At 40.5% G+C, this 23,725-nt stretch carries 15 protein-coding genes and 1 pseudogene; 5 read left to right on the top strand and 11 right to left on the bottom strand.

Annotated elements, in window-relative coordinates:
- Nucleotides 1-177: 177 nt before the first annotated feature.
- The 4 genes from iolB to ACFOU2_RS14085 form a co-directional block, all read right to left on the bottom strand.
- Nucleotides 178-987, bottom strand: a complete 810-nt coding sequence (iolB, locus tag ACFOU2_RS14100; RefSeq protein WP_377916146.1) for a 5-deoxy-glucuronate isomerase — start codon at nt 985-987, stop codon at nt 178-180.
- A 27-nt stretch (nt 988-1,014) separates the two neighbouring features.
- Nucleotides 1,015-2,052: an inositol 2-dehydrogenase gene (gene iolG / locus ACFOU2_RS14095; protein WP_377916144.1), complete on the bottom strand. Its 1,038-nt coding sequence runs from the start codon at nt 2,050-2,052 to the stop codon at nt 1,015-1,017.
- A 204-nt stretch (nt 2,053-2,256) separates the two neighbouring features.
- Nucleotides 2,257-4,227 (bottom strand): phospholipase D-like domain-containing protein, encoded by a 1,971-nt coding sequence (locus tag ACFOU2_RS14090; RefSeq protein WP_377916142.1) that lies wholly within the window; start codon nt 4,225-4,227, stop codon nt 2,257-2,259.
- Nucleotides 4,228-4,571: 344 nt separating this feature from the next.
- Nucleotides 4,572-5,123 carry a flavodoxin family protein gene (locus ACFOU2_RS14085; protein ID WP_377916140.1) on the bottom strand — a complete coding sequence of 184 codons (552 nt, stop codon included), beginning with the start codon at nt 5,121-5,123 and terminating at the stop codon, nt 4,572-4,574.
- A gap of 391 nt (nt 5,124-5,514) precedes the next feature.
- Here ACFOU2_RS14085 and ACFOU2_RS14080 point away from each other — a divergent pair, with 391 nt between their 5' ends.
- Nucleotides 5,515-7,593 carry a hypothetical protein gene (locus ACFOU2_RS14080; RefSeq protein WP_377916138.1) on the top strand — a complete coding sequence of 693 codons (2,079 nt, stop codon included), beginning with the start codon at nt 5,515-5,517 and terminating at the stop codon, nt 7,591-7,593.
- Between the two features lie 242 nt (nt 7,594-7,835).
- Here the strand turns inward: ACFOU2_RS14080 and ACFOU2_RS14075 are convergent, their stop codons facing one another.
- From ACFOU2_RS14075 to ACFOU2_RS14055, 5 genes are all read right to left on the bottom strand, one after another.
- Nucleotides 7,836-9,761: an S-layer homology domain-containing protein gene (locus ACFOU2_RS14075; protein WP_377916136.1), complete on the bottom strand. Its 1,926-nt coding sequence runs from the start codon at nt 9,759-9,761 to the stop codon at nt 7,836-7,838.
- Between the two features lie 98 nt (nt 9,762-9,859).
- A complete protein-coding gene (locus ACFOU2_RS14070) occupies nt 9,860-13,867 on the bottom strand; it encodes a bifunctional 2',3'-cyclic-nucleotide 2'-phosphodiesterase/3'-nucleotidase (RefSeq protein WP_377916134.1) in 4,008 nt (1,335 codons plus the stop codon).
- 358 nt (nt 13,868-14,225) lie between these two features.
- On the bottom strand, nt 14,226-14,651 hold the full coding sequence (locus ACFOU2_RS14065; protein ID WP_377916133.1) for a GNAT family N-acetyltransferase: 426 nt from the start codon (nt 14,649-14,651) through the stop codon (nt 14,226-14,228).
- A gap of 238 nt (nt 14,652-14,889) precedes the next feature.
- A complete protein-coding gene (locus ACFOU2_RS14060; RefSeq protein ID WP_377916132.1) occupies nt 14,890-15,351 on the bottom strand; it encodes an NUDIX domain-containing protein in 462 nt (153 codons plus the stop codon).
- A gap of 133 nt (nt 15,352-15,484) precedes the next feature.
- Nucleotides 15,485-16,417, bottom strand: coding sequence for a D-2-hydroxyacid dehydrogenase (locus ACFOU2_RS14055; protein WP_377916130.1), 933 nt, complete (start codon nt 16,415-16,417; stop codon nt 15,485-15,487).
- Between the two features lie 522 nt (nt 16,418-16,939).
- On the opposite strand from ACFOU2_RS14055, the pseudogene tnpB reads away from it, so the two are divergent.
- Both tnpB and ACFOU2_RS14045 read left to right on the top strand, forming a co-directional pair.
- Nucleotides 16,940-18,035: pseudogene (tnpB, locus tag ACFOU2_RS14050) on the top strand (IS200/IS605 family element RNA-guided endonuclease TnpB).
- Between the two features lie 99 nt (nt 18,036-18,134).
- Nucleotides 18,135-18,893 carry a TrmB family transcriptional regulator gene (locus ACFOU2_RS14045; RefSeq protein WP_377916128.1) on the top strand — a complete coding sequence of 253 codons (759 nt, stop codon included), beginning with the start codon at nt 18,135-18,137 and terminating at the stop codon, nt 18,891-18,893.
- 58 nt (nt 18,894-18,951) lie between these two features.
- On the opposite strand, the gene ACFOU2_RS14040 is transcribed toward ACFOU2_RS14045, so the two are convergent.
- Nucleotides 18,952-20,124 carry an MFS transporter gene (locus ACFOU2_RS14040; protein WP_377916126.1) on the bottom strand — a complete coding sequence of 391 codons (1,173 nt, stop codon included), beginning with the start codon at nt 20,122-20,124 and terminating at the stop codon, nt 18,952-18,954.
- 347 nt (nt 20,125-20,471) lie between these two features.
- On the opposite strand from ACFOU2_RS14040, the gene ACFOU2_RS14035 reads away from it, so the two are divergent.
- Together ACFOU2_RS14035 and ACFOU2_RS14030 are read left to right on the top strand one after the other, a co-directional pair.
- Nucleotides 20,472-21,752 carry an MFS transporter gene (locus tag ACFOU2_RS14035; RefSeq protein ID WP_377916124.1) on the top strand — a complete coding sequence of 427 codons (1,281 nt, stop codon included), beginning with the start codon at nt 20,472-20,474 and terminating at the stop codon, nt 21,750-21,752.
- A gap of 274 nt (nt 21,753-22,026) precedes the next feature.
- The gene (locus tag ACFOU2_RS14030; RefSeq protein ID WP_377916122.1) at nt 22,027-23,079 is read left to right on the top strand and encodes a glycosyltransferase family 2 protein; all 1,053 of its coding nucleotides are present in this window, start codon (nt 22,027-22,029) and stop codon (nt 23,077-23,079) included.
- A 65-nt stretch (nt 23,080-23,144) separates the two neighbouring features.
- On the opposite strand, the gene ACFOU2_RS14025 is transcribed toward ACFOU2_RS14030, so the two are convergent.
- Nucleotides 23,145-23,603, bottom strand: a complete 459-nt coding sequence (locus ACFOU2_RS14025) for a hypothetical protein (RefSeq protein ID WP_377916120.1) — start codon at nt 23,601-23,603, stop codon at nt 23,145-23,147.
- Nucleotides 23,604-23,725 lie beyond the last annotated feature (122 nt).

Here is a 23,725-nt window from a genome sequence, read left to right as displayed (position 1 = left end):
ACTATTATATCACAAACGCCATTGCGTCTTTCCTTCGATCTGCAAATGTTTTCCTGGATATATGAATCCGCATAAATCATTTATCATGGAAAAAACATCCATGATAAATGATTTACATTGACTTACACAACCTTCCAAAACAAAAAAGAATGACATCCAAGTCATTCTTTTTTGACATTATTTAATAGGCTGGAAAAGCCATTCATGGTCCGGATCGTTATGAAATTTCCAAGTGCGGACAGGGCCTGCCATTACGTTCAAATAATAGGATTCATACCCTGGCGGCGCTGACACCGGATGATATCCTTCAGGAACGAGTACAACACTGCGATTTGGAACAGCAATGGTCTCATCCAGGGAACGGCTGTCATTGTATACTCGCTGAACAACAAAGCCCTGCTTTGGATTGACTTCATGGTAATACGTTTCTTCCAAATAAGATTCAGAAGGAAGGTTATTTCGATCATGCTTATGCGGAGGATAACTCGACCAATTTCCAGCTGGAGTAAACACTTCCACGACAAGCAAGCTGTCGGCCGGCTTTTGCTCCGGTAAAATGTTATGAATTTTTCTGGCCGTATGACCTGATCCGCGATCTTCAACCCCGACATCTTCCGGTGCAATTAACCGCGCTTCATACGTTCCCTTTCCAGGAGCGAGGCAAACTGCCAACTCAAGGTCTGTCAAGGCTTCTACTGTATACGTATCTTCATTTGGTACATATACAGAGTAAGGAGGAATTTTTTCAAAAACGGACATGCGCTTTCCAATTTCTAAAAAGGATGTGTGATCTGTATAAACCGATGCTTTTCCGCTTAATACAACGAGACAAGCCTCTTGATCACCGGTTTTGTTCGTTAACGTCTCTCCGCTCTTTAAAGAGTATACTTCAAAGCCTACATATTCCCACCCCGCATTTTCCGGGGTTACCGATAGGATTTTCCCTTGTTTATCACGCTTCTGGGGGCGCATAATTAATTTCGACATACGAAACCCTCCTCTTTTTTCAGTTTATTAGTTGAGCACAACTTTATCTTCTGCTTGTTCTATATGTTCAATCTTAACTGGACGGCCCGTCACGAAGGATTCCTTTGCCGCCTTTGCAATTCGTTCCGCTTGTAGCCCATCGTTTCCACAGCAAATTACCTCTTGATTTTCCAGAAGCGCCTTTGCAAATTGTGTAACTTCCTCTATATAAGCCTGCGTATAGCGCTCAAGGAAAAAGTATAACGGTTTATCCTTTGAAACACCTTCCGCTGTAGATACTTCTACTGTTGTTGGACGGCAGTTATCAGCCGTTGCCGCTCCTTTTGCCCCAAACACTTCAACTCGCTGGTCATAACCATAAACAGCTTGACGGCTATTGTCAATGACTCCAAGTGCGCCGTTTGCGAATGTTAACGTAACAATGGCTGTATCCACATCTCCAGCCTCTCCAATAGCAGGGTCGACTAAAACGGCTCCTCGAGCAGATACTTCCACTACCTCACTATTCATCACATAGCGGGCCATATCAAAATCGTGAATCATCATATCCATAAACAGTCCGCCTGAAGAACGTACATATTCCACGCTTGGCGGCTCTGGATCCCTCGACGTAATCTTTAAAATATGCGGCTGACCCACTTCTCCTTGCTGAACAAGCTCGCGTACTTTCTTAAAGTTCGGATCAAAGCGGCGGTTAAATCCAACTTGTAGTTTTACTCCTTCTTCTTCAACTACTTTTAACGCTTCAATTGTCTCTTCAACTGAGAAACTAACAGGCTTTTCACAAAAAATATGCTTTTTCGCACGTGCTGCTTCCTTAATGATTTGAGCATGTGTATTGGTCGGTGAGCAAATAAATACCGCATCGATTTCAGGATCAGTCAGCAAATCCTTATAATTATCTGTTAAAACAGAAATCCCTTTGCTGGATGCCCATTCCTGCAAATGATTAACGACTACATCGGAAACCGATTTGATTTGTATTTCAGGAATGGATAGTAAGTTATCTACGTGCAATTTGCCGATACGTCCGGCACCAATAATTCCAACTGTAATCTTCTTCATACGAGCTATCCCCTTTTTTGGAAAGTTTGGGAAAGCGCTTAACCTATTTTCATTACTATTATATCTAATTTGAAAGCGCTTTTCAATATAAAATGCAAAGTTATTCCATATTCTATATGAAAAAGAAAAAACCTTTCTCCTAACAATGAAAGACAGAAGAAAGGTTTTTTCATCGACACGATCGATTTTCAGTACAGCTTTTTCTTAATTCATTTGCCCGCCTGCATTCACATAGCGTGCACTGAATTCTTGCACAAATTGATTGGTGATGTTCGTATCATGGATAATCAACATATTTTCATCATTTACACTATTGCCGTTTTCACTCCAGTTTGTAGAACCTACTACTACTGTCGGATCGCTATTTGTATCTGCATCAATGATCATCGTTTTGGCGTGAAGCTTTCTTGTTTCGGCGTCTTGATAAACAGGAGCCGGAGCAGCCCAGCGAACATTCGGATTGTTTGTGCTCACTTGTGAAGCCGTCTGTCCCGTCATATCCACGCTTGCCGACCACCATTGATTCCAAAAATCAGAATCAAACACGCCTTTCACATCAAAGCCTGTACGCTGCCCTTGCAAATCATTATAAGATCCTTCCCATTTGTATTTTAGTTCGTTTACAAGCGCCTGGTCACTCCAGGCAAAAATCGTGAAATATGCCTTATACTGTGCTTCATTTTTCACTAGCTCTGTCATTCTTCCAACCGCATTATCGCCGGCAGAAAAATAAACTTCTACTTTCTTGCCCCCGATTGTCACAACATGGGGGATGTTATCCGTTTTGCGTGAGCTGAAGTTGGATGTAACAGGGTTCGGCTCAGTCGTATTGCTTCCCCACATTTCCTCAAACTCAGTTCGATAAATGGAAGCCAGTTCAGGAGAGTGGATTTCGACTACATGATTCTGATTTCCATCCAAAATACCTTGCTGCATATTTTCTTCCGACCCGTAAAGGCCCGTCACCGTAAAATTCCAGCTTCCCGTAAATAACCATTTGCCGTCGATAACCGCGAACTTGTTATGCATCTGGGCATCAGGTGAATAATAACTATTCTCCGCTTTTTGCTCTCCCTCAACAAATAGATGGCCTGTTATCGTTTGGCTGCCAACTTGTACCGTTTTTTCCGGGATATCCCCTGTACTGGAAGGCAAACCGTATGCAGTACGTTTCGCTGTATCTTCTATTGCAAACATCGGTGAATCAGAGAGAATATGAATATCATCATTCGTTCCAATCACCATATCTTGTCCGCGGACCATTTTCTCAAGATATAAACGCATGATTTCATAACGTTCCACATAATTGGGATCACTTGAATCCTTTGCATCCGCTAATACACGTACTTTTACGCCTTGGGCCGCTTTCTCGATTAACTTATCAACCACTTTCGGGAGATTGAGTTCATAGGTGGCAAAATCAATGGATGTCGTGGCTTCATTCAGTCGCTTCAGTAAGCGGTTTTCCAAGTTTATGTTATAGTTTGCTTCGTTTCCGGCAGAAGCGTATTGCGTCAATGCACTCTTATTAAAATAAACGTTCATCGCTCCAAGTGCATCGCTCACATTATTCAGCTGTTCCGATGTCGACGGTTCAACTGGAACAGATTGTGCAACAGAGTTAGCAGACTTAGGCGTACCGCTGCCGCCGTTATATGCAGCAGTAGAGTTGCCCCAGTTTGTAGATGCATCTCCATTGCTGTAGGAATCAATGCGCTCCATGGTTGCTTTTGTGGTGTTATCCCCCGCATACCAAGTGCTCACAGAATCAATTAAGTTATGATTCTCATCATATAACATTAGAGCTTCATCTGTGTTATCAAGGCTGCCGCTGTAGATTTGATCAGCCGTCACACCACTTACCGTGTTATCGTCCGTTCTTTCCAATAAGAAATAACCTTTGGCCGGAATGTGTCCGGACAGCTGAATGGATGGAGAGCCATCTTGTGCCTTCAGCGTCCATCCCGTTATATCCATTTCTTGATTTGTGTTGTTATAAAGCTCCATCCACTCGTCGGCATAAGAAGCCGTTGTCCCCATCCATGCCACCTCGTTAATGACGACATCCCGCGTCACAGCAGCTTTTGTCTCCTCCTGAAATGCCGGATGTAAAAAGCTCGTCCCTACTACAGCGATGGAACAGATTACTGATAAAACCGTTTTTCTTTTTAGCATTTTTCCCTTCTCCTCTTCTTGTTGTATGCGCACCCGTCCATTATAAATGCGGTAAAACTTGCGAAGGAATAAGGAAAAAGGTCGATGTTTTCTAAATGTTTCGTAAACAAAAATAGATAAATAGATTGAATATTATTTTACAAAATTAACTCTTTCTTTAATTTTTTTACAAAGGTTCTTGTTCTTCGTGAAAACGACAAAGCTGACTCAAAAATCCCCTCATAAAAGGATAAACTTTTTTAAAATCAAATGAAGCGTCAAGAAAATCCTTGATTTTGTTGACGCTTCATTTGATGGGATGTCTCAAAACGACATAATCCTCGTCGTTTTGAAACATCCCCTTTCTATGATTTCTGAACTGCCCGTAACTGTTCATTGAGAATTGCTGCATCCCTCATTGCTCGCTCGTCCTGTAAAATATCGTCAGGCTTACTTCCTTTCCCGATCACATAGCCTGCAAACTCCATTCCCATAAAATCAAAAATATATTGAAACTGCTGAATAAGCGGCAATGCCTTAATCCGGGGATTGTCTCCCCCTGCCACAATAACATACGCCCTTTTCTTGCTCATTTGTTCTTTAAAATTGTAACGAGTATCACGCAAACTCTGTGACCAGCGATCAACAAAATCCTTCATCGCACCCGACATCCCGTACCAGTATAACGGTGTCACAAATACAAGAATGTCATGCTCTAGAACCTGTTCAATCGTCACATCGTAGTCATCATCAATCGGCTGGAAACCCCCTTCTTCATGCCGTTGATCCACGACAGGCTGAATGTTTCTGTCCCGCAAATAAACATGGGTGATTTCCAGCCCTTCAAATGCCGTTTCGGCCAACTTCTCGGAATTCCCGTTTGGACGCGAACTTCCGTATAATGCAAGTATTTTCATTTTGACACTCCTTCAAATTTTAAAATTTTCTCCTGTCTTTTAAAGATACAATATTCAACCGTTATAAACAAAAGACGTTGCTTCTGACCATTTTATCTGAATCCCCCTCTGAAAGACTCTGTTCCAAGAACAATGTTGATAATGGGAGCATCCAATTTCCTCAAATTACTGATAATGGATAAAGTGAAACTTCATTCACCGGAGATCTTACTGCCAGTTAATTTCCCTCTTGAAAAACATGAATTCCACCAACAATTAAGTGAGGTTATTTTTAAAACGGGCGGTAACAGGCACCTAAAATAAAATGTACATAGGAAACTTGCCCCTTTCACATTTAGCTTGTGTACATAAATTGATTTTGTCAGGAATAATTTGAAAAGGAGCGTAATAAATGACGGATGAACATCCAATAGAAAATTTACCATTTTTAATGAATGATGAACTAGATCCAACAACTTCATTTTTTTGGTTTCCGCCACTAGGGGAAGGAACGCCGGCACCGGATACATTTGATAACTCACTAGAGACCTTCATAACAGTAACAGTTGAAAATCTAACTACAAATACCCCCCTTGCACAGTTTGAATTGCTAGGTATTTCTGAAAGTAATTACAGGGTTAACTGGAGAGTGAGAAATGTTCGAATAGGAGATGAGATTCAATTTCTGGTTGAAGTCAACGAAGTGACTCGAAATAATACAAATTTACCTCCTATTGCACTTGTTCCTCTTACAGTGATAGCTGGACCAAATACGTTTGTTAATAACCGGATCATTCCTATTAGATTTAGAATTGATAACGATCCAGTTATTCGAGCACGCCAGTTAAATATTCTAGGAAACACAGCAACACAGATTGCAGAACAATTAAATTCCGAGTTTTTTATAACCGTACAACAAACTGCACAAATCCTTGCCAACGAGGCTTTTAGAGCAACGGAGATAGCTGGTGCACTTCTTTCAGTGTTTGACCTTGAGGCCGGGGATACAGCCGAAATCTTGATGCTGCTAGGTTTTAGTGTACTTGATATAGCTCAAGCACTTCAGGAGGTATTCAACTTGGCTGCTCAAAGTGCTGCAGAGATCTTAAAGGCGGTAGGCTTTACCGTAACGGAGGTAGCGTCAGCCCTTAAAGACGTATTCCTCGAAGCTGCGCAGGGTGCAGCTTCGATTTTAAAGGTCATCGGCTTTACCGTAACGGAGGTAGCGTTGGCCCTTAAAGACGTATTCGTACTGGCAGCACAGGGGGCGGCAACGATTTTAAAGGCGATCGGCTTTGTCGTAACGGAGGTAGCGTTAGCCCTTAAAGACGTATTCTTACTGGCAGCGCAGGGGGCAGCAACGATTTTAAAGACGATCGGCTTTGTCGTAACGGAGGTAGCGTCAGCCCTTAAAGACGTATTTGTACTGGCAGCACAGGGGGCAGCTTCGATCTTAAAGGCCATCGGCTTTGTCGTAACGGAGATAGCGTCAGCCCTTAAAGACGTATTCTTACTGGCAGCGCAGGGGGCGGCAACGATTTTAAAGGCGATTGGCTTTGTCGTAACGGAGATAGCGTCAGCCCTTAAAGACGTATTCTTACTGGCAGCACAGGGGGCGGCAACGATCTTAAAGGCCATCGGCTTTGTCGTAACGGAGGTAGCGTCAGCCCTTAAAGACGTATTCTTACTGGCAGCGCAGGGGGCGGCAACGATTTTAAAGGCGATTGGCTTTGTCGTAACGGAGGTAGCGTCAGCCCTTAAAGACGTATTCTTACTGGCAGCACAGGGGGCAGCAACGATCTTAAAGGCGATTGGCTTTGTCGTAACGGAGGTAGCGTCAGCCCTTAAAGACGTATTCCTAGAGGCAGCACAGGGGGCGGCAACGATTTTAAAGGCCATCGGCTTTGTCGTAACAGAGGTAGCGTCAGCCCTTAAAGACGTATTCTTACTGGCAGCGCAGGGGGCAGCTTCGATCTTAAAGGCCATCGGCTTTGTCGTAACGGAGGTAGCGTCAGCCCTTAAAGACGTATTTTTACTGGCAGCGCAGGGGGCAGCTTCGATTTTAAAGGCGGTCGGCTTTGTCGCAACGGAGGTAGCGTCAGCCCTTAAAGACGTATTCCTAGAGGCAGCACAGGGGGCAGCTATGATCTTAAAGGCGATTGGATTTATTGTAGCCGAAATAGCTACAGCACTTTTTGACGTTTTTACTACAGCAGTTGAAGAAATTGCCGAAGTCCTTCAATTTATAGGCTTCACTCTAATGGAAATAAGTCAGGTTCTCAAGGATGTTTTTTCCTTTACTGCTCAAGCCATTGCTCAATTTCTAAATGATGTATTTAGTGTAGCGAACGATGTTGTTACGGGGATATTAAATGGACTTGGTTATGCTGCAGAAGAAATAGGTGAAGCCCTTGAAAGCGTGTTCGGTGAAGTTGGCGACTTATTCTGTGACATATTTGGCGGTGGCATAATTGGTGACCTATTTTGCTAGATACTGAAAAATAGGTAGTTACGCCCTGCACATTCCTTGAAGCGGGAGTATTCTTTCGGAAAATAATAAAATTCGTTTAAGGTAAAAAAGAGAAAGGGTGACTCAAAAGCGCCGTTATTCAACGACCTTTTGAGTCATCCTCCTTTTATCCCTCATTAACCATTAAGGGACAATAAGACCCTCACCTCGAGCTAGAGGAAACAGAAGAAGCTTAGGTGAGGGATGAAGAAAACCTTACTTGATTACATAAGATTTGCGAATGTTAATGCTCTATGCAGCATCTTGGCGATTTGGGCACGTGTAGTACCGCCTCTAGGATCAAAGCTTCCATCATTCTTTCCGCTCATAATTCCTGCTTGCAGAAGGAATTCAATATCCTTTTGAGCATAAGGGCTAATGATTTCTTTATCCTTTAATAGATCTAATTTTTTTGATTGATCTAATTTTGCAGAGTCATATGTGACAAAGTTTAATGCCCGTTTGATCATTGCTGCAGCTTGCTCGCGTTTTACAGGTTCAAAAGGAGCGAATGTCCCATCTTCCTTCCCTGTGATAATACCAGCTTCTACCGCTGCCATAATATCTTTTGTATACCAGCTGTCAGCACTTACATCTTTAAAACGGCCATCGTATTGCTTATCTGTTGTTAACCCTAAGCTTCTTGTTAACAATAACGCTAATTGAAGGCGGGTCGTTGTATTATTTGGTCTGAATGTACCGTCTTCATAGCCTTTAATGATAAATTTAGAAGCTAATGTTTCAATATCCTCGCGGTTCCAGGCCTGCTCTAAATCTTTATAGGTAACTGTATTTTCAACAACAGTGTATTTACTGTTCGTTAAGCTTTTGAAAATAGCCTTGTTGCCTTCAAATTTGGTTGGGATTGCAGAGACCGTACCGTCATCATTTAATCGAACCGCTGTCGCACGGTTTGGATTTACTGTCTTGCTCATTGTAATCTCGCGCTCTACATATTGAGTAAAACGGTCAATCTCTTTCATTTTACTTCCAGCAACGGCCCCAATCTTGAATTCTACTACTTTTGCTGCCAGATTAAGATTATTCTTCTTAATTGCCCCTGTAGTGTCTGTTGTTTCATTCATGGTGATAGATAGTTTTACATCCTTGCCTTGTACACCTAAAGATTGGGCAATGGCTTCTACATTAATCTCACTGGCCGGAAGCGTATAAGAGACGACATCACCTTTTAGTTCAACGGTGAACCGTTGATCTTTTTCATTTAAAAGATTGAACGTTTCAGCTGAAATTTCTACTTTCGCCTTTTCATTACCTGTTACTTTAGGCATAGAGATTTCTAATGCTTTTGATTTAGGGTTATTCTTGATAAACTCCTCTACTTTGCTGTTATCTACTTTAGCAACAACAGATGCCTGTCCCTTAGAATCCGTCTGCTTTTCCTCTTTAACGTAAGGCTCTTTTCCTCCAGCAGATGGAGTTGTTGTGCCGCCGGAGCTGCCTGAACCACCACGAGATCCTCCGTTTGAGCCGCCGCCTGAGTTTCCGCCACCATTGTTACCGCCGCTTCCGTTTGATTGAATAACAGTAAACGTATCTGTTGCTACTTCTTCATCTTTACCCGCTACAATTGTATAAGTTCCAAGCTCCGCTTCTTGCGGTAATGCAAAAGAAGCCTCATATTGTTTTTGATCATTTGGTTGTACTATATCAAAATATAAAACAGTATTATTCGGTGCAACTACTTTTATAGTTACTTCTGAAAAAGTAGATTGCCCTCTAATAACCAAAGTTTCTCCACGCTTTTTGGACTGAACATCTTCAATTGAAATGTTTTGGGTGCCTTCTCCCGATGCTTTAAATACAATAAACTTATCAGTTGCTACTTCGCTTCCTTGTCCTGCTACTATTTGATAGGTTCCTGTTTCGGCATTGACCGGCAGTGTAAAGCTGCTGGAATAATCACCATTATTAGAAGGCTGCACAGAGTCATAAAATAGATTTAAATTATTAGGGTCTACTACTTTAATAATTACATCAGAAGAAGTTGCTTTTCCTTGAATCGTCACAGCTTCTCCCTGCTTCTTATTTGGAATATCGTTTAAAGTCGGCGCAGCCGCAAACGAAGCGGTCGGAAGTGCTGAGGAAATAAGGGCAGCAACTAATCCCATTGATAAGAATTTTTGTTTCAATTTGAATCCCTCTCTTTTTTAGAGTCATAAACCCGGAGAGAACTCCGGGTTTATCTATTTTTGCTCCGGTCTAGATTATCTAGTTGGTTGAACTTAAATTAGCTGGCTTTTGTTGCATCAGCTGGTGCTGTTGTTTCTGAAGCTGGTGCTGCTGTTTCTGCAGGTGCAACCGCAGCAGGAGCAGCTTCAACTTTTTGGATACGACCTTCTGCTTTGTATTCAAATGGTTTGGGCAATGATTTTACAAAATCAGCTGTTGCTTTCAAATCTTCCGGACCCACTTCTAAATCTGTGGAAAGTGCTCCAATGCCGTATTTCATGTTTCCATACATGTAGTTGTTTACAACAACTGTATATTCTTTAGTTTTATCAATCTTACTTCCATCTGGTAGGAAGATATCTACCACTTTACCTGTTTTAGCCGCACTGTCATAAGTATAAGTGTACTTGAAGCCGGCAATGTGGAAGTCAAGACCTCTGTCTGTGATTTGGTTGTTTAATACAGTTTCTAAATCTGCACCACTAAGTTTTACTTTGTTTAATACATTACCGAACGGCTGGATAGAGAATAAATCACCAAATGTAACTTCACCCGCATCCAGCTGTGCACGGACACCGCCGCCGTTCATCAGGGCAAAGTCAGCATTCATCGCAGCTTTCATGCCGTCTGCGATTAAGTTACCAAGTGCTTTGTCACCAGATTCCCCTATATTAGGGTAATCTTTTGATAAAGCTGCTGAAGATTCACCGACTACTTCCGCCTTAATTGGAGCTATTTTATCTTCGTACTTTTTCATAATAGCTGAAATGGCAGGGTCTGGAGTGTAATCAGGTTGGTAAACTGTCACGACTTCTGCTTCTTTTTTCACAATATCGCCTGTAGCAGGGTCGATTTCAAGATCAACATCAGAGAAAGCAGAGCCGTAAGAATATGCTTGAACGAGCAATTTACCGTCAACTTCTTTATCAACAAAAACATGGTTATGGGCAGCAAAGATCGCGTCAACTTCATCATCCACTTTTTCGGCAATGTCAGATGCATCGAATGCATCAGCTTTACCGGTTTGTGTCGTAGGGTTATGAGCAAGTACAACAATTGCCTCTATGCCTTGTTTCTTTAACTCTTCCGTGTACTTGTTAATTGCTTCCGCTTCATCGGTAATTTCAAGTGTTTCATTGCCTTTACGTACAATCATGTTAGGAGTCTCTTGTGTTACAACCCCGATGAAACCGATTTTTGTACCGCCAACTTCTTTGATAACATAAGGCTCAGTAATTAACTTACCAGTAGCTGAATCATATGCATTCGCAGCAACAACCGGGAAGTTCATTCCGTCATAGTTTTCAGTACCTTTTGGATGCTGACCACCCTTGATCATACGCTGTAATTCAGCAATACCTTCGTCAAATTCGTGGTTACCAAGCGTACCGACATCGAAGCCCATAGCTTCCATTACCTCAACAGTAGGCTCATCCTGGAATAAGGCAGAGATAAGCGGGCTTCCGCCAATCATGTCGCCAGCATGAACTAAAAGTGTGTTGGGATTGGTTGCTTCACGCTGCTTCATTGCCGCAGCTGTGTATTCCATGCTGCCTGCCAATACATCTTTGCCGTCACGTTTTAATTTAGTGTCTGTATCTAATTGACCGTGCAAATCGTTTAAGCCTAGTAATTGTACCTTAATATTCTCATTCGGAGGCTCTGTCGTATTGCTGCCCTTTAAGTCAATTGTATAAATACCATAGCCTTTATCGTCTGTTCTGCCAGTGTATTTAATGTTATCCGTTGATTCTGCATACGCTGCTCCCCTAGGTGAAGATGTGAATGTTACATTTACATCGCCGTTAATAGGAGCAATCGACCAGTTGTGATCAATCGTTGGATTAATTTCACCTTTTTCTTTAATGTAATCCATTAAAATTTGGCGATTTTCATCAGCAGAATCTACAACATATTTGCTGCCTTTCACGCCAGGGAAGTTACCGCCGCCGCCTGCACGGTAGTTATTTGTAACAACGATAAAGTCTTGATTTGGATCAACAGGCTGACCGTTATATGTCAAGTTAACAATACGGCTATTGTTAGCATCGATAAGGTCACCGTTAGGCTTATATTTTGCAGGTTTAGTTACATCAACTTGATACTGAACCCCGTCAATAACATCAAAGTTATAAACTTGGAATGAAGGGTTTAATAATGGTTGTTCTTCTGTTTTAGAAGGATCAATTTGGTTAAATTTCCCCGCCGACATTTCTAACCATTCTTTCACAACGGAACCTTTCACAAGAATTGCTTTTAGGGTGTTATCATAGAGATAAAGGTCACCGGCACTGCGGATTGTTAAATCGCCTTTTTGAATTTCTGTATATTCATCAGCATTGTTGCGTCCTGCTTTAAATGGTGCACCTACGGATAAAATCGGAGTGTTTTTATACTCTGGTGCGTTTAAAGCAATATATTTTTCTACATACCATTTCTGGGCAGCTGTCACAACTTGAACGGAAGGATCATCTTGTACAAGTGAGAAATAGCTGTGAATTGGTGCAGTGGTTGTGCCAAGCTTACCATTCGTATAATCAACTGTTGCTTTGTGCTCATTCTCAATTAATTTTACTAGAGACTGATCAACATCACTTGAATCTGCTTTCACGGCTTTTGTAGAAGATTGAGAGTTAATAACTTCCCATTTACCGCTTCCAGTTTTCATAATGTCTAAATCGATAATACCTAAATTTCCACCGCCATAACCAGCTTGAACAGCGGCCACACCATTGATTGTTCCTTTAGCATTGTCTACGCCAGGTAAAGGTTTACCGTCAGTACCTTTGAATAAAGCATCCAGAGCGTTTTCCGTAGCGGCAGGAAACACCTTATGAGTATGAGAGAACGTAATTGCGTCGATTCCGTCAACTTTACTTAATGCGTAAACAGCATCTTCTGCCATTGCACCTTTCACTGCGGCGCCGTTGAATCCTGAGTGTGTAAGGGCGATAACGATATCAGCGCCTTTTTCCTTCATCTCTGGAACATATTTTTCCGCAGTAGTAACGATGTCTGCTGTCGTCACTTTTCCTTGAAGGTGTGCTTTGTCCCAATCCATAATTTGCGGAGGAGCGAAGCCTATATAGCCGATTTTCAATGTCTGTTTTTGACCTTTTTCGTCAATCACTTCCTTTTCGACGATTTTATAAGGCTCAAACATCGGTTTATCATTTGCAGGATTTCCGTCTCCATCGTCTTCATTAACGTTAGCTGACACATAGTCAAAGTCGGCATCATCATAAATTTCATCTAACATATCTAAACCATAGTTAAATTCATGGTTACCTAAAGTTGCCATATCATAATCAAGTTCATTCATGATTTTAATGGCAGGATGTACTTGTCCATCTTTTAATGGATTAATCTGTGCCATATAAGAGCCCAGTGGTGTACCCTGAATGGTATCTCCATTATCTACTAGAACACTATTTTCCACTTCCGCGCGAGCCTGCTTAATGAGTGTAGCCGTTTTAACCACACCAACTTTGTTTGAATCAGCACCTTTATAGTAATCATGGTTCATTAAATTCGTATGGGTATCTGTTGTTTCCATAATACGCAGTTTCACTAAAGAACTAGGAGAAGAGATAGTAACCGGTGCAGCTAAGCTGTTACCCACGTCTGTAAGGCTGCCGCTGTAGCTGTCTACTACAAACACTTTTACTGTATAAGATGTACCGCTCACATTAAAATGGGCTGTGAATTTTTCCGTATGGTCAATATCTGTTTCAAGAGCTGCGATACTAACAGGGGTTGTACCATTCATTAATTGAAATACAACGACTTCGTCACCTTCATGTTGTTGTTTTTCTGTTGGTGAAACTACTACACTTGCTTTCACACCGCTGGAGAAGTTAAGGTCACTTTGACCAATAATAAACGGTTTATCAGCTAGTACATTTGTATAGGAAGGAGTCTGTGCCGGTTGAGAAACTACTTGACCTGTTGGGTTAGACAGTCCTTCCGCACCAGCCGGGGTTGAAAGAAACGGGGTTGACACTAAAATTAATGCAAGAGAAGTAGCTAAAAGCTTCTTCACACTACGTGGTTTTCGTTTTTTCATCAATCATTCACCCTTCTAGAAATAAGTATTTTTTACTATTAATCTATTAAGAACTAAATCAAAAATACTATATCATTAGTAGATTGGTATTTTTGTAAAGATTTTTTTAAATTGTAAATGATTGTCATGAATTAGCATCTATTTGTTAATTTAGTGTAAATATCCAGAAGTGTTATAGGTGGACTTTATACTGTGAAACCTTGATTTTCATTAAATAGAGAAGATTTAAAAAATATATAATGTCCACGAGAAAATTTACATTAAAACAAAAAAATAAAAAAGAGGCTCACGATTCAAATCGCAAACCCCGTTTCTATCATCTATACAGACAAATATAAAACCGATCTAGAAACCCAATCTAGAAACCCTTCTCTCTACTCCTTCTCATAAAATAGACTCCACCTGTATCTTTTGAGAAACCAAACAACTCATAAAAACCTTCCATCTCCGGCCTACAGTAAAGCTCAAAATGGCGAACATGCTGTAAGGAATGATGCTGTAAAATATAGTTCATTAAATATTGGCCGATTCCTTTTTTCCGATGCGATCCCTTCACGATAATATCTAAAACAAGCGCTTTGTAGACATAATCCGTTAATACCCTTCCAAAACCGATTAGTTCATTTGCCTCTGCATCTTGTATTCCGATTACAAGACTTGTATGCTTGAGCATTTCCTTAATATCATTGAGTTTTCGGCCTTTTGTCCACCATTCTTGCTGGTACAAATCATAAAGGTTTTTTACATCATCTTCTGTAAGCGTTTCCATCACTTTTACATTCAATTTCTTCCCTCCTCCCATTCTTACTAATTACTCTTTTTATAAGGATATTCCTATTCAACAAGTTGTCTATAATGATAAATATTTTAACAAGCACGGCGACAGCAGTTAGAAATTATGGATCGATATTTAATGAACCGTCAAGAAAATCGTTGGTTTTACCGGATTTTCCATGAAGCTTCATTTAAAGGGGTTGAGCCCAAACGACATGGTCCTCGTCGTTTGGGCTCAACCCCTTTTGTTAGTTAATATCCCCTAAATAAACGGGAAGTTTCGCATAACGGTCTGTCATATGCATTAAAAGCGGCCGGATTGCAAGCGGGTATAAAGGAACATCCATTAAATCATCCAATGCAAGCCATTCTACACCTATTTGCTTTTCATCCGGAACAGTACCGCATTTGACAGCCTCAGCCGGTGATTTTAATGTACAGGAAAATAAAAATTCCACTTGATGAAAGTCGCGGTCGCTTTCCGGTTTGTGGTGTTTTTCGATATAATCGCGGACGAATTTTAATTCCCCTACTTCCACCTCTACGCCCACTTCCTCCATACATTCCCGCTTTAAATTTTCATGTAAGTTTTCCCCATGCTCCTGTCCGCCGCCTGGAAGGAGATACAATACTCCATTCTCACCTTGCATTTTAATCGCAAGCAGCTTTCCTTCATGAATGATGATCGCTTTTGCTGCAGTTCTGACCATTTTTTCCGCTCCTTTTTCTTTTCATACTGCCTATTATAAAAAAAATAATCATAAACCATCCACCGCCTGCCCGTGTGATTGTGCCAAAATCACGATTTACAAATATAACGAATTAACAGGCGTGCTGGTTACGCTAATAGCCTTTTTTGATATCCACTTGATTAAGCAGCGGCTCGTTCTTTTCAATCTTATTAAGTGTCTCCATAAAGCACTTCACCGCTTCTCCCGGCGACGTAATCGCTGCAATATGCGGTGTAATGGTGAGATTCGGATGCTCCCACAGCGGTGATTCATCCGGCAATGGTTCTTTGTTCACCACATCCAAAACGGCTCGGCGCACCCTTCCGTTCTCCAGCGCCTCAAGCAAAGCCGGCTCGTCCACCGTTGCTCCTCTTCCTACATTGATAAAGCCGGCACTATTTAGCTTTGCAAAAAAGGAAGAACAAAAAAGCTGATACGTTTCGCTCGTAAGGGGCAGCGTACTAACCACCCAGTCTGCTTGCATCAAAAGGTCGGATGCTTCCGATACAGTCACAACTTGTCTGAAATAAGATTTGGATGCCCCGCTTAACGAAACTCCATACACCATCATTCCCAATAATGAAAAAGCCTTTGCCAATTCCTGTCCGATTTCCCCCGTTCCATAGACGACAACGGTCTGGGTTTGTAACGAAACAGGCTCGACCATCTCCCATCGTTTTTGCGATTGCATCTTTTGAAAAGTCTCATGACATTGTAAATCTCTTAATATGTAACTTAAACAATATTCACCGATCTGGCTTCCAAACGAACAAACCGAGCGGGTCAGCAGTACATGATCGTCCCATTTTCGTTGAAACAAATAGGCATCGACGCCAGCCCCTAACGAATGTACCCATTTTAAGTTCCCGAATTCAAAATTAGCCGTTGGCCGAAAACTGACATAAGCATCCGCCCATAAGAAATCATCACGGGACACTTCATCTTCTTCCAAAAATCGGAGGTTTTTAGACAGATGCCGTGCTTCTAAAATCTTTTCAATCCCTTTGTAAATACGTCCTGTTACCAGGATGTTTTCAATGTTCAACCTTGTCTCCCCCATTTCAGTAGATGAATCATCCATTACGGAAATAGTATACCAGCAATTAGCTCACAATTCTTACTTTTCTCCTCTCCCTTGCCTAAAAGACAAGTTAAACGATAAAAAAATCATTGATATACTAATTCCCTACTATATTGCTTTTCATTTTGACAATAGGAACCAATTCCTTTATTTTTAAACATAAGTCACTATATGAATCCACATAAAGAATGTAACAGGGACAAAGAACACCCATGCTACATTCTTTAGGAACCTTTTCGGACGGATTCAAGATGTAAGAACAAAAGAGCCGTGAATAGTATAGAAAGCACAAGCTAATGTTGAAAAATTTAGTGAGACTTATAAGTTATTTATTTTATCATTTCCGACAGAAGACTCCCACCTCAAGAAATGCGAAGGGCACAGCCCAATGAGTAGGTGGGAGATGAATGGCGGTTGGCATTAGCCAAAATGATCCTCTTGATGGTATAATCAGAACGAATGTTCCTAATTCGTGAGGTGAGATTCATGCTAGTGAACAAAGCCTACAAGTTTCGCCTATACCCAAATAAGAAACAGATCGAACTCATTAACAAAACCATCGGCTGTTCAAGATTCGTTTTTAACTTTTTTCTGGAAAGGCAAGTGCTTAAACAAATACGAAACAGTGAAATCACTTCCTGAGCTAAAGAAGCATTACTCTTTTTTGAAAGAAGTAGATAGTATTGCCTTGCAAAAGTCAGTAGAGAATTTAGCTGATTCCTATGACCGCTATTATAAAAAGCAAAACAAACAACCACGTTTTAAGTCAAAAAAGAATCCTGTTCAATCCTATACAACAAAGCATACGAATGGAAATATCGCTGTAATAGACAACTATATCAAATTGCCTAAACTCGGGAACGTCCGTTTTGCGAAAAGTCGTGAAGTCGAAGGTCGAATTTTGAGTGCAACCGTAAGAAGAAATCCTTCTGGCAAATATTTTGTTTCTTTAGCCACCGAATCGAAAGTAACGGAATTACCCAAAACTAATTCGGCTATCGGAGTTGATGTCGGCTTAAAAGACTTTGCCATTCTTTCGGATGGGATGGTTTACTCCAATCCGAAGTTTTTTCGCACGCTGGAACAAAAGTTAGCCAAAGCACAAAAAATGATGAGCAGACGAACCATAGGCGGTGCGAATTGGTACAAAGCTAAAAAGAAAGTCGCTCGTACCCATGAAAAGATTTCCAATGCAAGAAAAGACTATCTAGACAAAATCTCCACCGAAATGGTCAAAAACCACGACATTATCGGGATGGAAGATTTGTCCGTTTTAAATATGATGAAAAACCATCATCTTGCAAAAGCCATCAGTGAAGTGTCTTGGTCACAATTCAAAAGCATGATGGAATACAAGGCGAATTGGTACGGTAAACAAGTAGTAACCGTTGCAAAAAACTTCGCCAGCAGTCAACTTTGTTCCAGCTGTGGCTATCAAAACAAAGACGTTAAAAATCTCGGATTACGTGAATGGGAATGTCCTAAGTGCCATACCCATCATAATCGTGATATTAACGCAAGCCTGAATCTTAAAAATGAAGCCGTAAGACTTCTAACCGCAGGGACTGCGGGGATCGCCTAATCAAAAACTGGTGGATACACTGGTGTTCTTAGGAATCTCCCGCTTCAAACAACCCGTAAGGATGTTAAGCGGTGAGTAGTTCAATTTTTAGGAGGAAACATGTTACAAAAATTTGGTTTCTCGCAATATGAAAGCAACGTTTACGAAATTCTTGTATCGAGTGATGAGCCGATGGATGCAACAAACATCGTCAAATATTCCCATGTACCAAAGGCCAAAATATATGAAGTATTGTCCCGCATGATTGAAAAGGGAATGGTCATGGATACGATATCCGAGAAAAAAAAGCTTTACTCTGCCCTCCCTTTAGAAGTGGCGATAAAAAAGTTGACACAAGAATTTCAAACGAATATCGATGAATTAAGAAGCAATAAACAGAAGAGAACATTTACAGATGATCGGGTTTGGAATTTGAAATCAAACTCTTCCATCCTTGTTCAATGCAAAAAACTGATAGAAGAAGCGCAGCATTCCATTTTAATTTCAGCCTGGCATGATGATTTCTCGGAATACTTGTCTATGCTGGAAGAAAAAGAACGGAACGGCGTAGCAGTGGAGGGACTTGTGATCGGGGAAATCCCATCACAATTATCAAACTTACATATCTTAATTCCTTCTGAAAAACATCATTTATTGGAAAGGTCAAGACTCATTGTTGCCGACCAAAAGGAAATTATTTTTGCCGTTGTGGAGAATAATCAATGGCAGGCAATGAAAACGATGTCTCAACCGTTTGTCAAGTTTTTCACAGACTTTTTCTATCATGATTTGGCTCTTGCAAAAGTAACGGAAAAATTTTATGACCAGCTCATGAATGACGAAGAAATGAGGGCATTGTTAATGAAATTGCGTTATTAAAAAAGGGATTTGCCTGTTATGGCAAATCCCTTTTTCAACGGATGCAAAAAAATGAAGATTACTCATGCACCATGTTTCCAACCGCGGCGGCTGAAGGTCGTGTGATGGAATAAACAGCACATACTAAAGCAGCTAATACAAATAAAACGCCTACCCAGGAATTATACATGATCGAGCTTTGTTCGATTACAATGCCGCCGATTGCCGAACCGGAAGCAATCCCTAGATGGCAGGCAGAGTTATTGATACTTAGCTGAATATCTGACGTCTCTGGAGATGTTTGAATCAGATAGTTTTGTTGGGCCGGTGAAATTGCCCAGCTTAACGCACTCCACATCACCATGATCACTAAAAAGAGAACAAACGAAGCCTTTGTAACAATCGGCATTAAAATCATCATCACGGCAAACAGAGGGATAATCGTCAAAATGGCCCTTCCGGTTCCCACTTTATCAGAAGCCCATCCGCCCATGCCTCCTCCCATGACAGCCGCAATCCCGAAAACGAAGTACATGATGCTGATCATGGTGGAATTCAAGTGCAACGTCGATTGTAAAAATGGAGTAAAGTATGCATATAACGTTAAATGACCAGTCAGGATCAAGACGGAAATCATCTGCGCACTGAAAACCTTTGAATGTCTCAGCGCTTTTACCTGTTCACGCAGCGGAACGATAGGATTAGGCGCTATTTCTTTTAAGAACAGCGAAATGCTAACCATCGCTACAATGGTCAAAAACGAAATAAGGACAAAAGGAGCTCTCCAGCCATAAAGATTGCCAAGCATCATTCCAATCGGTACACCCAACACAAGTGATCCGCTGATCCCCATGTAAATAACACCGATCGCTCTTCCTTTATATTCCGGCTTTACAATGCTTGATGCAATCGTAACGGAAAGAACGATCAACAAAGAAGCACTCGCCGCTGATACGACTCTGGAAAGCATCAAGATCGCATAATCGGGAGTGAATACTGCCATCATATTTCCAATCAAGAAAATGAGCAAAGTCCATAAATATAATTTCTTCCTCTCTATTTTCGCCGTTGCATTTAACAAAATCGGAGACGCAATGGCAAAAGCCAAAGAGAAAACTGAAATAAGTTGACCTGCCGTACTAATGGAAATTTGCAAATCTTTGGCGATCAGGTCAAGAATACCGCCAATAATCAATTCAACGATTCCAACGATAAAAGCTGAAATTGCTAAAATATACACACTCAAATTCATTTATGATCACCTCTATAAAGTTACTACTATTATAGTAACCTATTGAAAATAAAACAAGAGACTTTTCATCTGTTCCACAAAATGGAGAAAAAGAGTCCCTCTCTCGCCTCTTCTTCCCTCCTTCCATTACCTCTAACACAAAGGAACAATATAGGTATTAAGAATTAAAGATATCAAAGGAGGAAGTTTTACATGGGAAAGGGGGTAAGGAAAAATAAAGTGTTCGCAACTTAACAGCGATAAAATGTTTTTAATAAGAAAACGCCTCCATGTTAAATAGTAAATCTATATCTGGAAAATATAGAGTATAATATTAAGAAAGTAAAATCTAGCAGGGGTAGAGATCATTGGAAAAACAAAAAAGCAGGTATAGATGGGTTGTTTTTGCCACAGTATTGTTTACTTATTTTTTAATCGTTAGTCAAAGAACAGCGCCTGGATTAATTTCAGATCAATTAATGAAGGAGTTCAATGTTACAGCATCTACCATTGGATTACTGACGAGTATTCAATTTTTGGCTTACGCTGGTTTGCAAATTCCGATTGGGATATTGTCTGATCGTTTTGGTCCCAATCTTTTTCTTATTATAGGGACACTACTTAATGGTTTAGGTACTTTAATTTATAGTCTTGCACCAAATGAATTGGTTCTGCTTCTTGCCAGATTATTGGTAGGAATGGGGGATGCGACAATTTGGATCAATTTGGTGTTAATATTGAGCCAATGGTTCAAAGTGAAAGAATTTGTCGGATTGCTTGGTCTGGCAGGGATGATTGGGAGCCTTGGTTTCTTGATGGCGACTGTTCCCTTTTCTACATGGATAGCCTTATCGGGGTGGAGAGCACCATTTTTCACAGTGGGAATTATTTTATGTCTTTGTGGAATTCTCCTTTATTTTGTACTCGTTAAAAAACCAAAGCGAATGATGAAGAACAATTCTGTAACCAACATATCATCTGTTAAAATGGAGCAAAAACGTGAAAAAACTCTTGTTATGTTACGTCGCATATTTTCTAGTCGTCAAGCATGGGCAGCATTCTTATGCCACTTTGGCGTCGTCGGTACATATGTAGGATTTATCGGTTCTTGGGCAGTTCCATATGGGATGCATGTGTATGGAATGACACGCTCAGGTGCGAGTCAGCTCATTATGATCGGCCTTATTGGGGCAATCATTGGCGCTCCTCTAACAAGTTGGGTTGCAAGTCGTTTAGAATCGATAAAACGACCCTATATTGTTGTTCATATGATTATTTTTTTAAGTTGGATTGCTTTTCTTTTATTCAGTGGGAAGCCGCCATTTTTCATGCTTATTATTCTTTTCTTAATCATTGGTTATGGAAATGGGGCAAGCGCTCTAACATTCGCGATTGTTCGCCAATCTTTTGCTATCAAGGAGGTCGGTGTTGTCTCAGGATTTGCTAATACGGGAGGATTTTTAAGCGCCGTCCTATTACCAAGCATTTTGGGGAAAGTATTAGACCATTTTCATACTGCTTCAAGTAGTGTTGCATACCACTACGGTTTTATTATTCCAGTCATATTCTCAATGTTCGGCATGATTGGAGGAATTCTCATTAAGGAACAACTTCAGGAAGTGAAGCAACCAAGTAAACTAACGGTTTAGTTGAAATGAAATTTAGGAGAAAGCAAAAGTTGTATACTTGCTTTCTCTTTTTCTATGAAATAGACTGGTTCTGGTGCAGATACGACATAATGCTGTTTCTGAACATAATAGGACTCTACCACCTGACGTTGAAGATAAAATGAGTATAATGACTTAAAAATAAAAATTCCTCCACCAACAAAATCAAAAAAAGTGATGTTATAATAAAATGCTTATGTTTTACCATTTATTTTTCCTCGAGAAAGAAAAGATTTTGTTTAAGAAAGGCGATAGTATGCTAAGAGGCTCAAAATCTAAATTATGTTTGGTAGGATTCTATTTTTTCCTAACCATCACCTATTTGCTCTGGAGACTATTTTTCACGTTACCTACTGACTTTGGCATCGTTTCTTTAGTCGCTGGAATCATGTTATTATTTGCGGAGTGTGTAGGATTCGTTGAATCTATTATTTTCTATTTAACAGTCTATGATACCCGTACTCCCAAAACACCAATCGTTCCAACCGATCGATACCCGGACGTTGATGTGTTTATTGCAACGTATAACGAACCTTCTTCTTTATTATATAAGACAATTGTAGGTTGTAAAAATATGGACTACCCAGACCGTAGTAAGGTACATATTTATGTATGTGATGATGGGCGTAGAAAAGAGATACATGAACTTTGTATCAAACTGGGGGTAGGCTACATTACAAGAACAGATAACAGACATGCGAAAGCGGGAAACCTTAATCATGCTTGTACGCAGACGACATCCCCTTATCTAGTGACGTTTGATGCGGATATGATTCCTATGAGTGATTTTTTAATGGCCACGATGCCTTTCTTTATAGAAGATCCAAACGTTGGATTTGTTCAAGTCCCTCAGAATTTTTACAACGCGGACCTGTTTCAATATAATCTTTTTTTGGATGATAAAATACCGAATGAGCAAGAATTGTTCTCTAGGTCCATTCAAGCTGGAAAGTATAAATACAACGCCGTTATTTATGCGGGAAGCAACACTGTTATTGCTCGTAGGGCCATAGAAGATATCGGGGGTTTTGCAGTTGATACAATAACAGAAGATTTTGCGACAGGGATGCTTATTCAAGGTCAGGGGTATCGAACAGTCTATCTAAACGAAGTTCATGCTTCTGGATTGTCCCCTGAGACGTTGGAAGACTTGTATAATCACCGGATACGTTGGGGGCGCGGGGTTGTACAGACTTTCAAAAAATTCATCCCATTATCAATAAAAGGGTTAAGTATCATGCAAAAAACAAGGAAACACAACTGTCATTGTGTTTTCTTAATAACCACTGCCATTATTCGCTGCTTTTAATCTTGCCTCAACTTCTTTTAATCTAATACTTATATCAGCCTCTTTTTCCTTTATGGCTTCGTCAGTCATTTTTTTGCTATCTCCATATTATGTTGCTGCAATTCTTCTTTCATATCAAGCCTTTGTTGTTGTTGTTGAGCTTTTAAATCGAGTTCCTTTTGTTCCTTTTCCCTCAAATATTGAATATGTTCCTCTTCCTTTTTACGTTCATAAGCCAATTCTTTTTTTTGTTTCGCTTTCATTGCTTTTTCTGCTTTTTTCCTTTCCTTATAAGCCTTAGAAGGAGGGGTTGGGACAGTTTTTTTGTCATTTGTTTGAATGATGTAAGAGCCATCCGACAAAGCAATAATATTCATGTACTCCATTTTTTGTTTCTCAAAAGCTTCTCTTTGACCTTTTGCCAAATAATATTTACCGTCATGTTCAAAATAAACGTCATCACCTTGAACTTGAGCGTTGGCAGTATAGGAAACAAAGTTCCCAACGGGCTCTGCATTCTTTTTAAAGGCGTTGCATCCAAGCATTCGCTTCCCTCCCTAAGTAAAAAATTTAGCTTCAACTAAATCTCCCCGTTAGCCAACCATGCCACACTTTGCGGCACCATCAGAAAGATCAAAATATTAATTTTCAGGATAATCATCTTAAC

Origin of the sequence: Bacillus songklensis (assembly GCF_042649685.1) — a bacterium.
In the GTDB taxonomy this organism is placed as follows: Bacteria; Bacillota; Bacilli; order Bacillales; family Bacillaceae_H; genus Bacillus_BA; species Bacillus_BA songklensis.
Note: the sequence above shows the minus strand (reverse complement) of the source record. Positions and strands in the feature narration are given on the sequence as shown.

Bases quoted from the DNA above. Each gene is read 5' to 3' on its own strand.
- iolB (WP_377916146.1), bottom strand. From the start codon at position 987: ATGTCGAAATTAATTATGCGCCCCCAGAAGCGTGATAAACAAGGGAAA.
- iolG (WP_377916144.1), bottom strand. From the start codon at position 2,052: ATGAAGAAGATTACAGTTGGAATTATTGGTGCCGGACGTATCGGCAAA.
- ACFOU2_RS14090 (WP_377916142.1), bottom strand. From the start codon at position 4,227: ATGCTAAAAAGAAAAACGGTTTTATCAGTAATCTGTTCCATCGCTGTA.
- ACFOU2_RS14085 (WP_377916140.1), bottom strand. From the start codon at position 5,123: ATGAAAATACTTGCATTATACGGAAGTTCGCGTCCAAACGGGAATTCC.
- ACFOU2_RS14080 (WP_377916138.1), top strand. From the start codon at position 5,515: ATGACGGATGAACATCCAATAGAAAATTTACCATTTTTAATGAATGAT.
- ACFOU2_RS14070 (WP_377916134.1), bottom strand. From the start codon at position 13,867: ATGAAAAAACGAAAACCACGTAGTGTGAAGAAGCTTTTAGCTACTTCT.
- ACFOU2_RS14060 (WP_377916132.1), bottom strand. From the start codon at position 15,351: ATGGTCAGAACTGCAGCAAAAGCGATCATCATTCATGAAGGAAAGCTG.
- ACFOU2_RS14045 (WP_377916128.1), top strand. From the start codon at position 18,135: ATGTTACAAAAATTTGGTTTCTCGCAATATGAAAGCAACGTTTACGAA.
- ACFOU2_RS14040 (WP_377916126.1), bottom strand. From the start codon at position 20,124: ATGAATTTGAGTGTGTATATTTTAGCAATTTCAGCTTTTATCGTTGGA.
- ACFOU2_RS14030 (WP_377916122.1), top strand. From the start codon at position 22,027: ATGCTAAGAGGCTCAAAATCTAAATTATGTTTGGTAGGATTCTATTTT.
- ACFOU2_RS14025 (WP_377916120.1), bottom strand. From the start codon at position 23,603: ATGCTTGGATGCAACGCCTTTAAAAAGAATGCAGAGCCCGTTGGGAAC.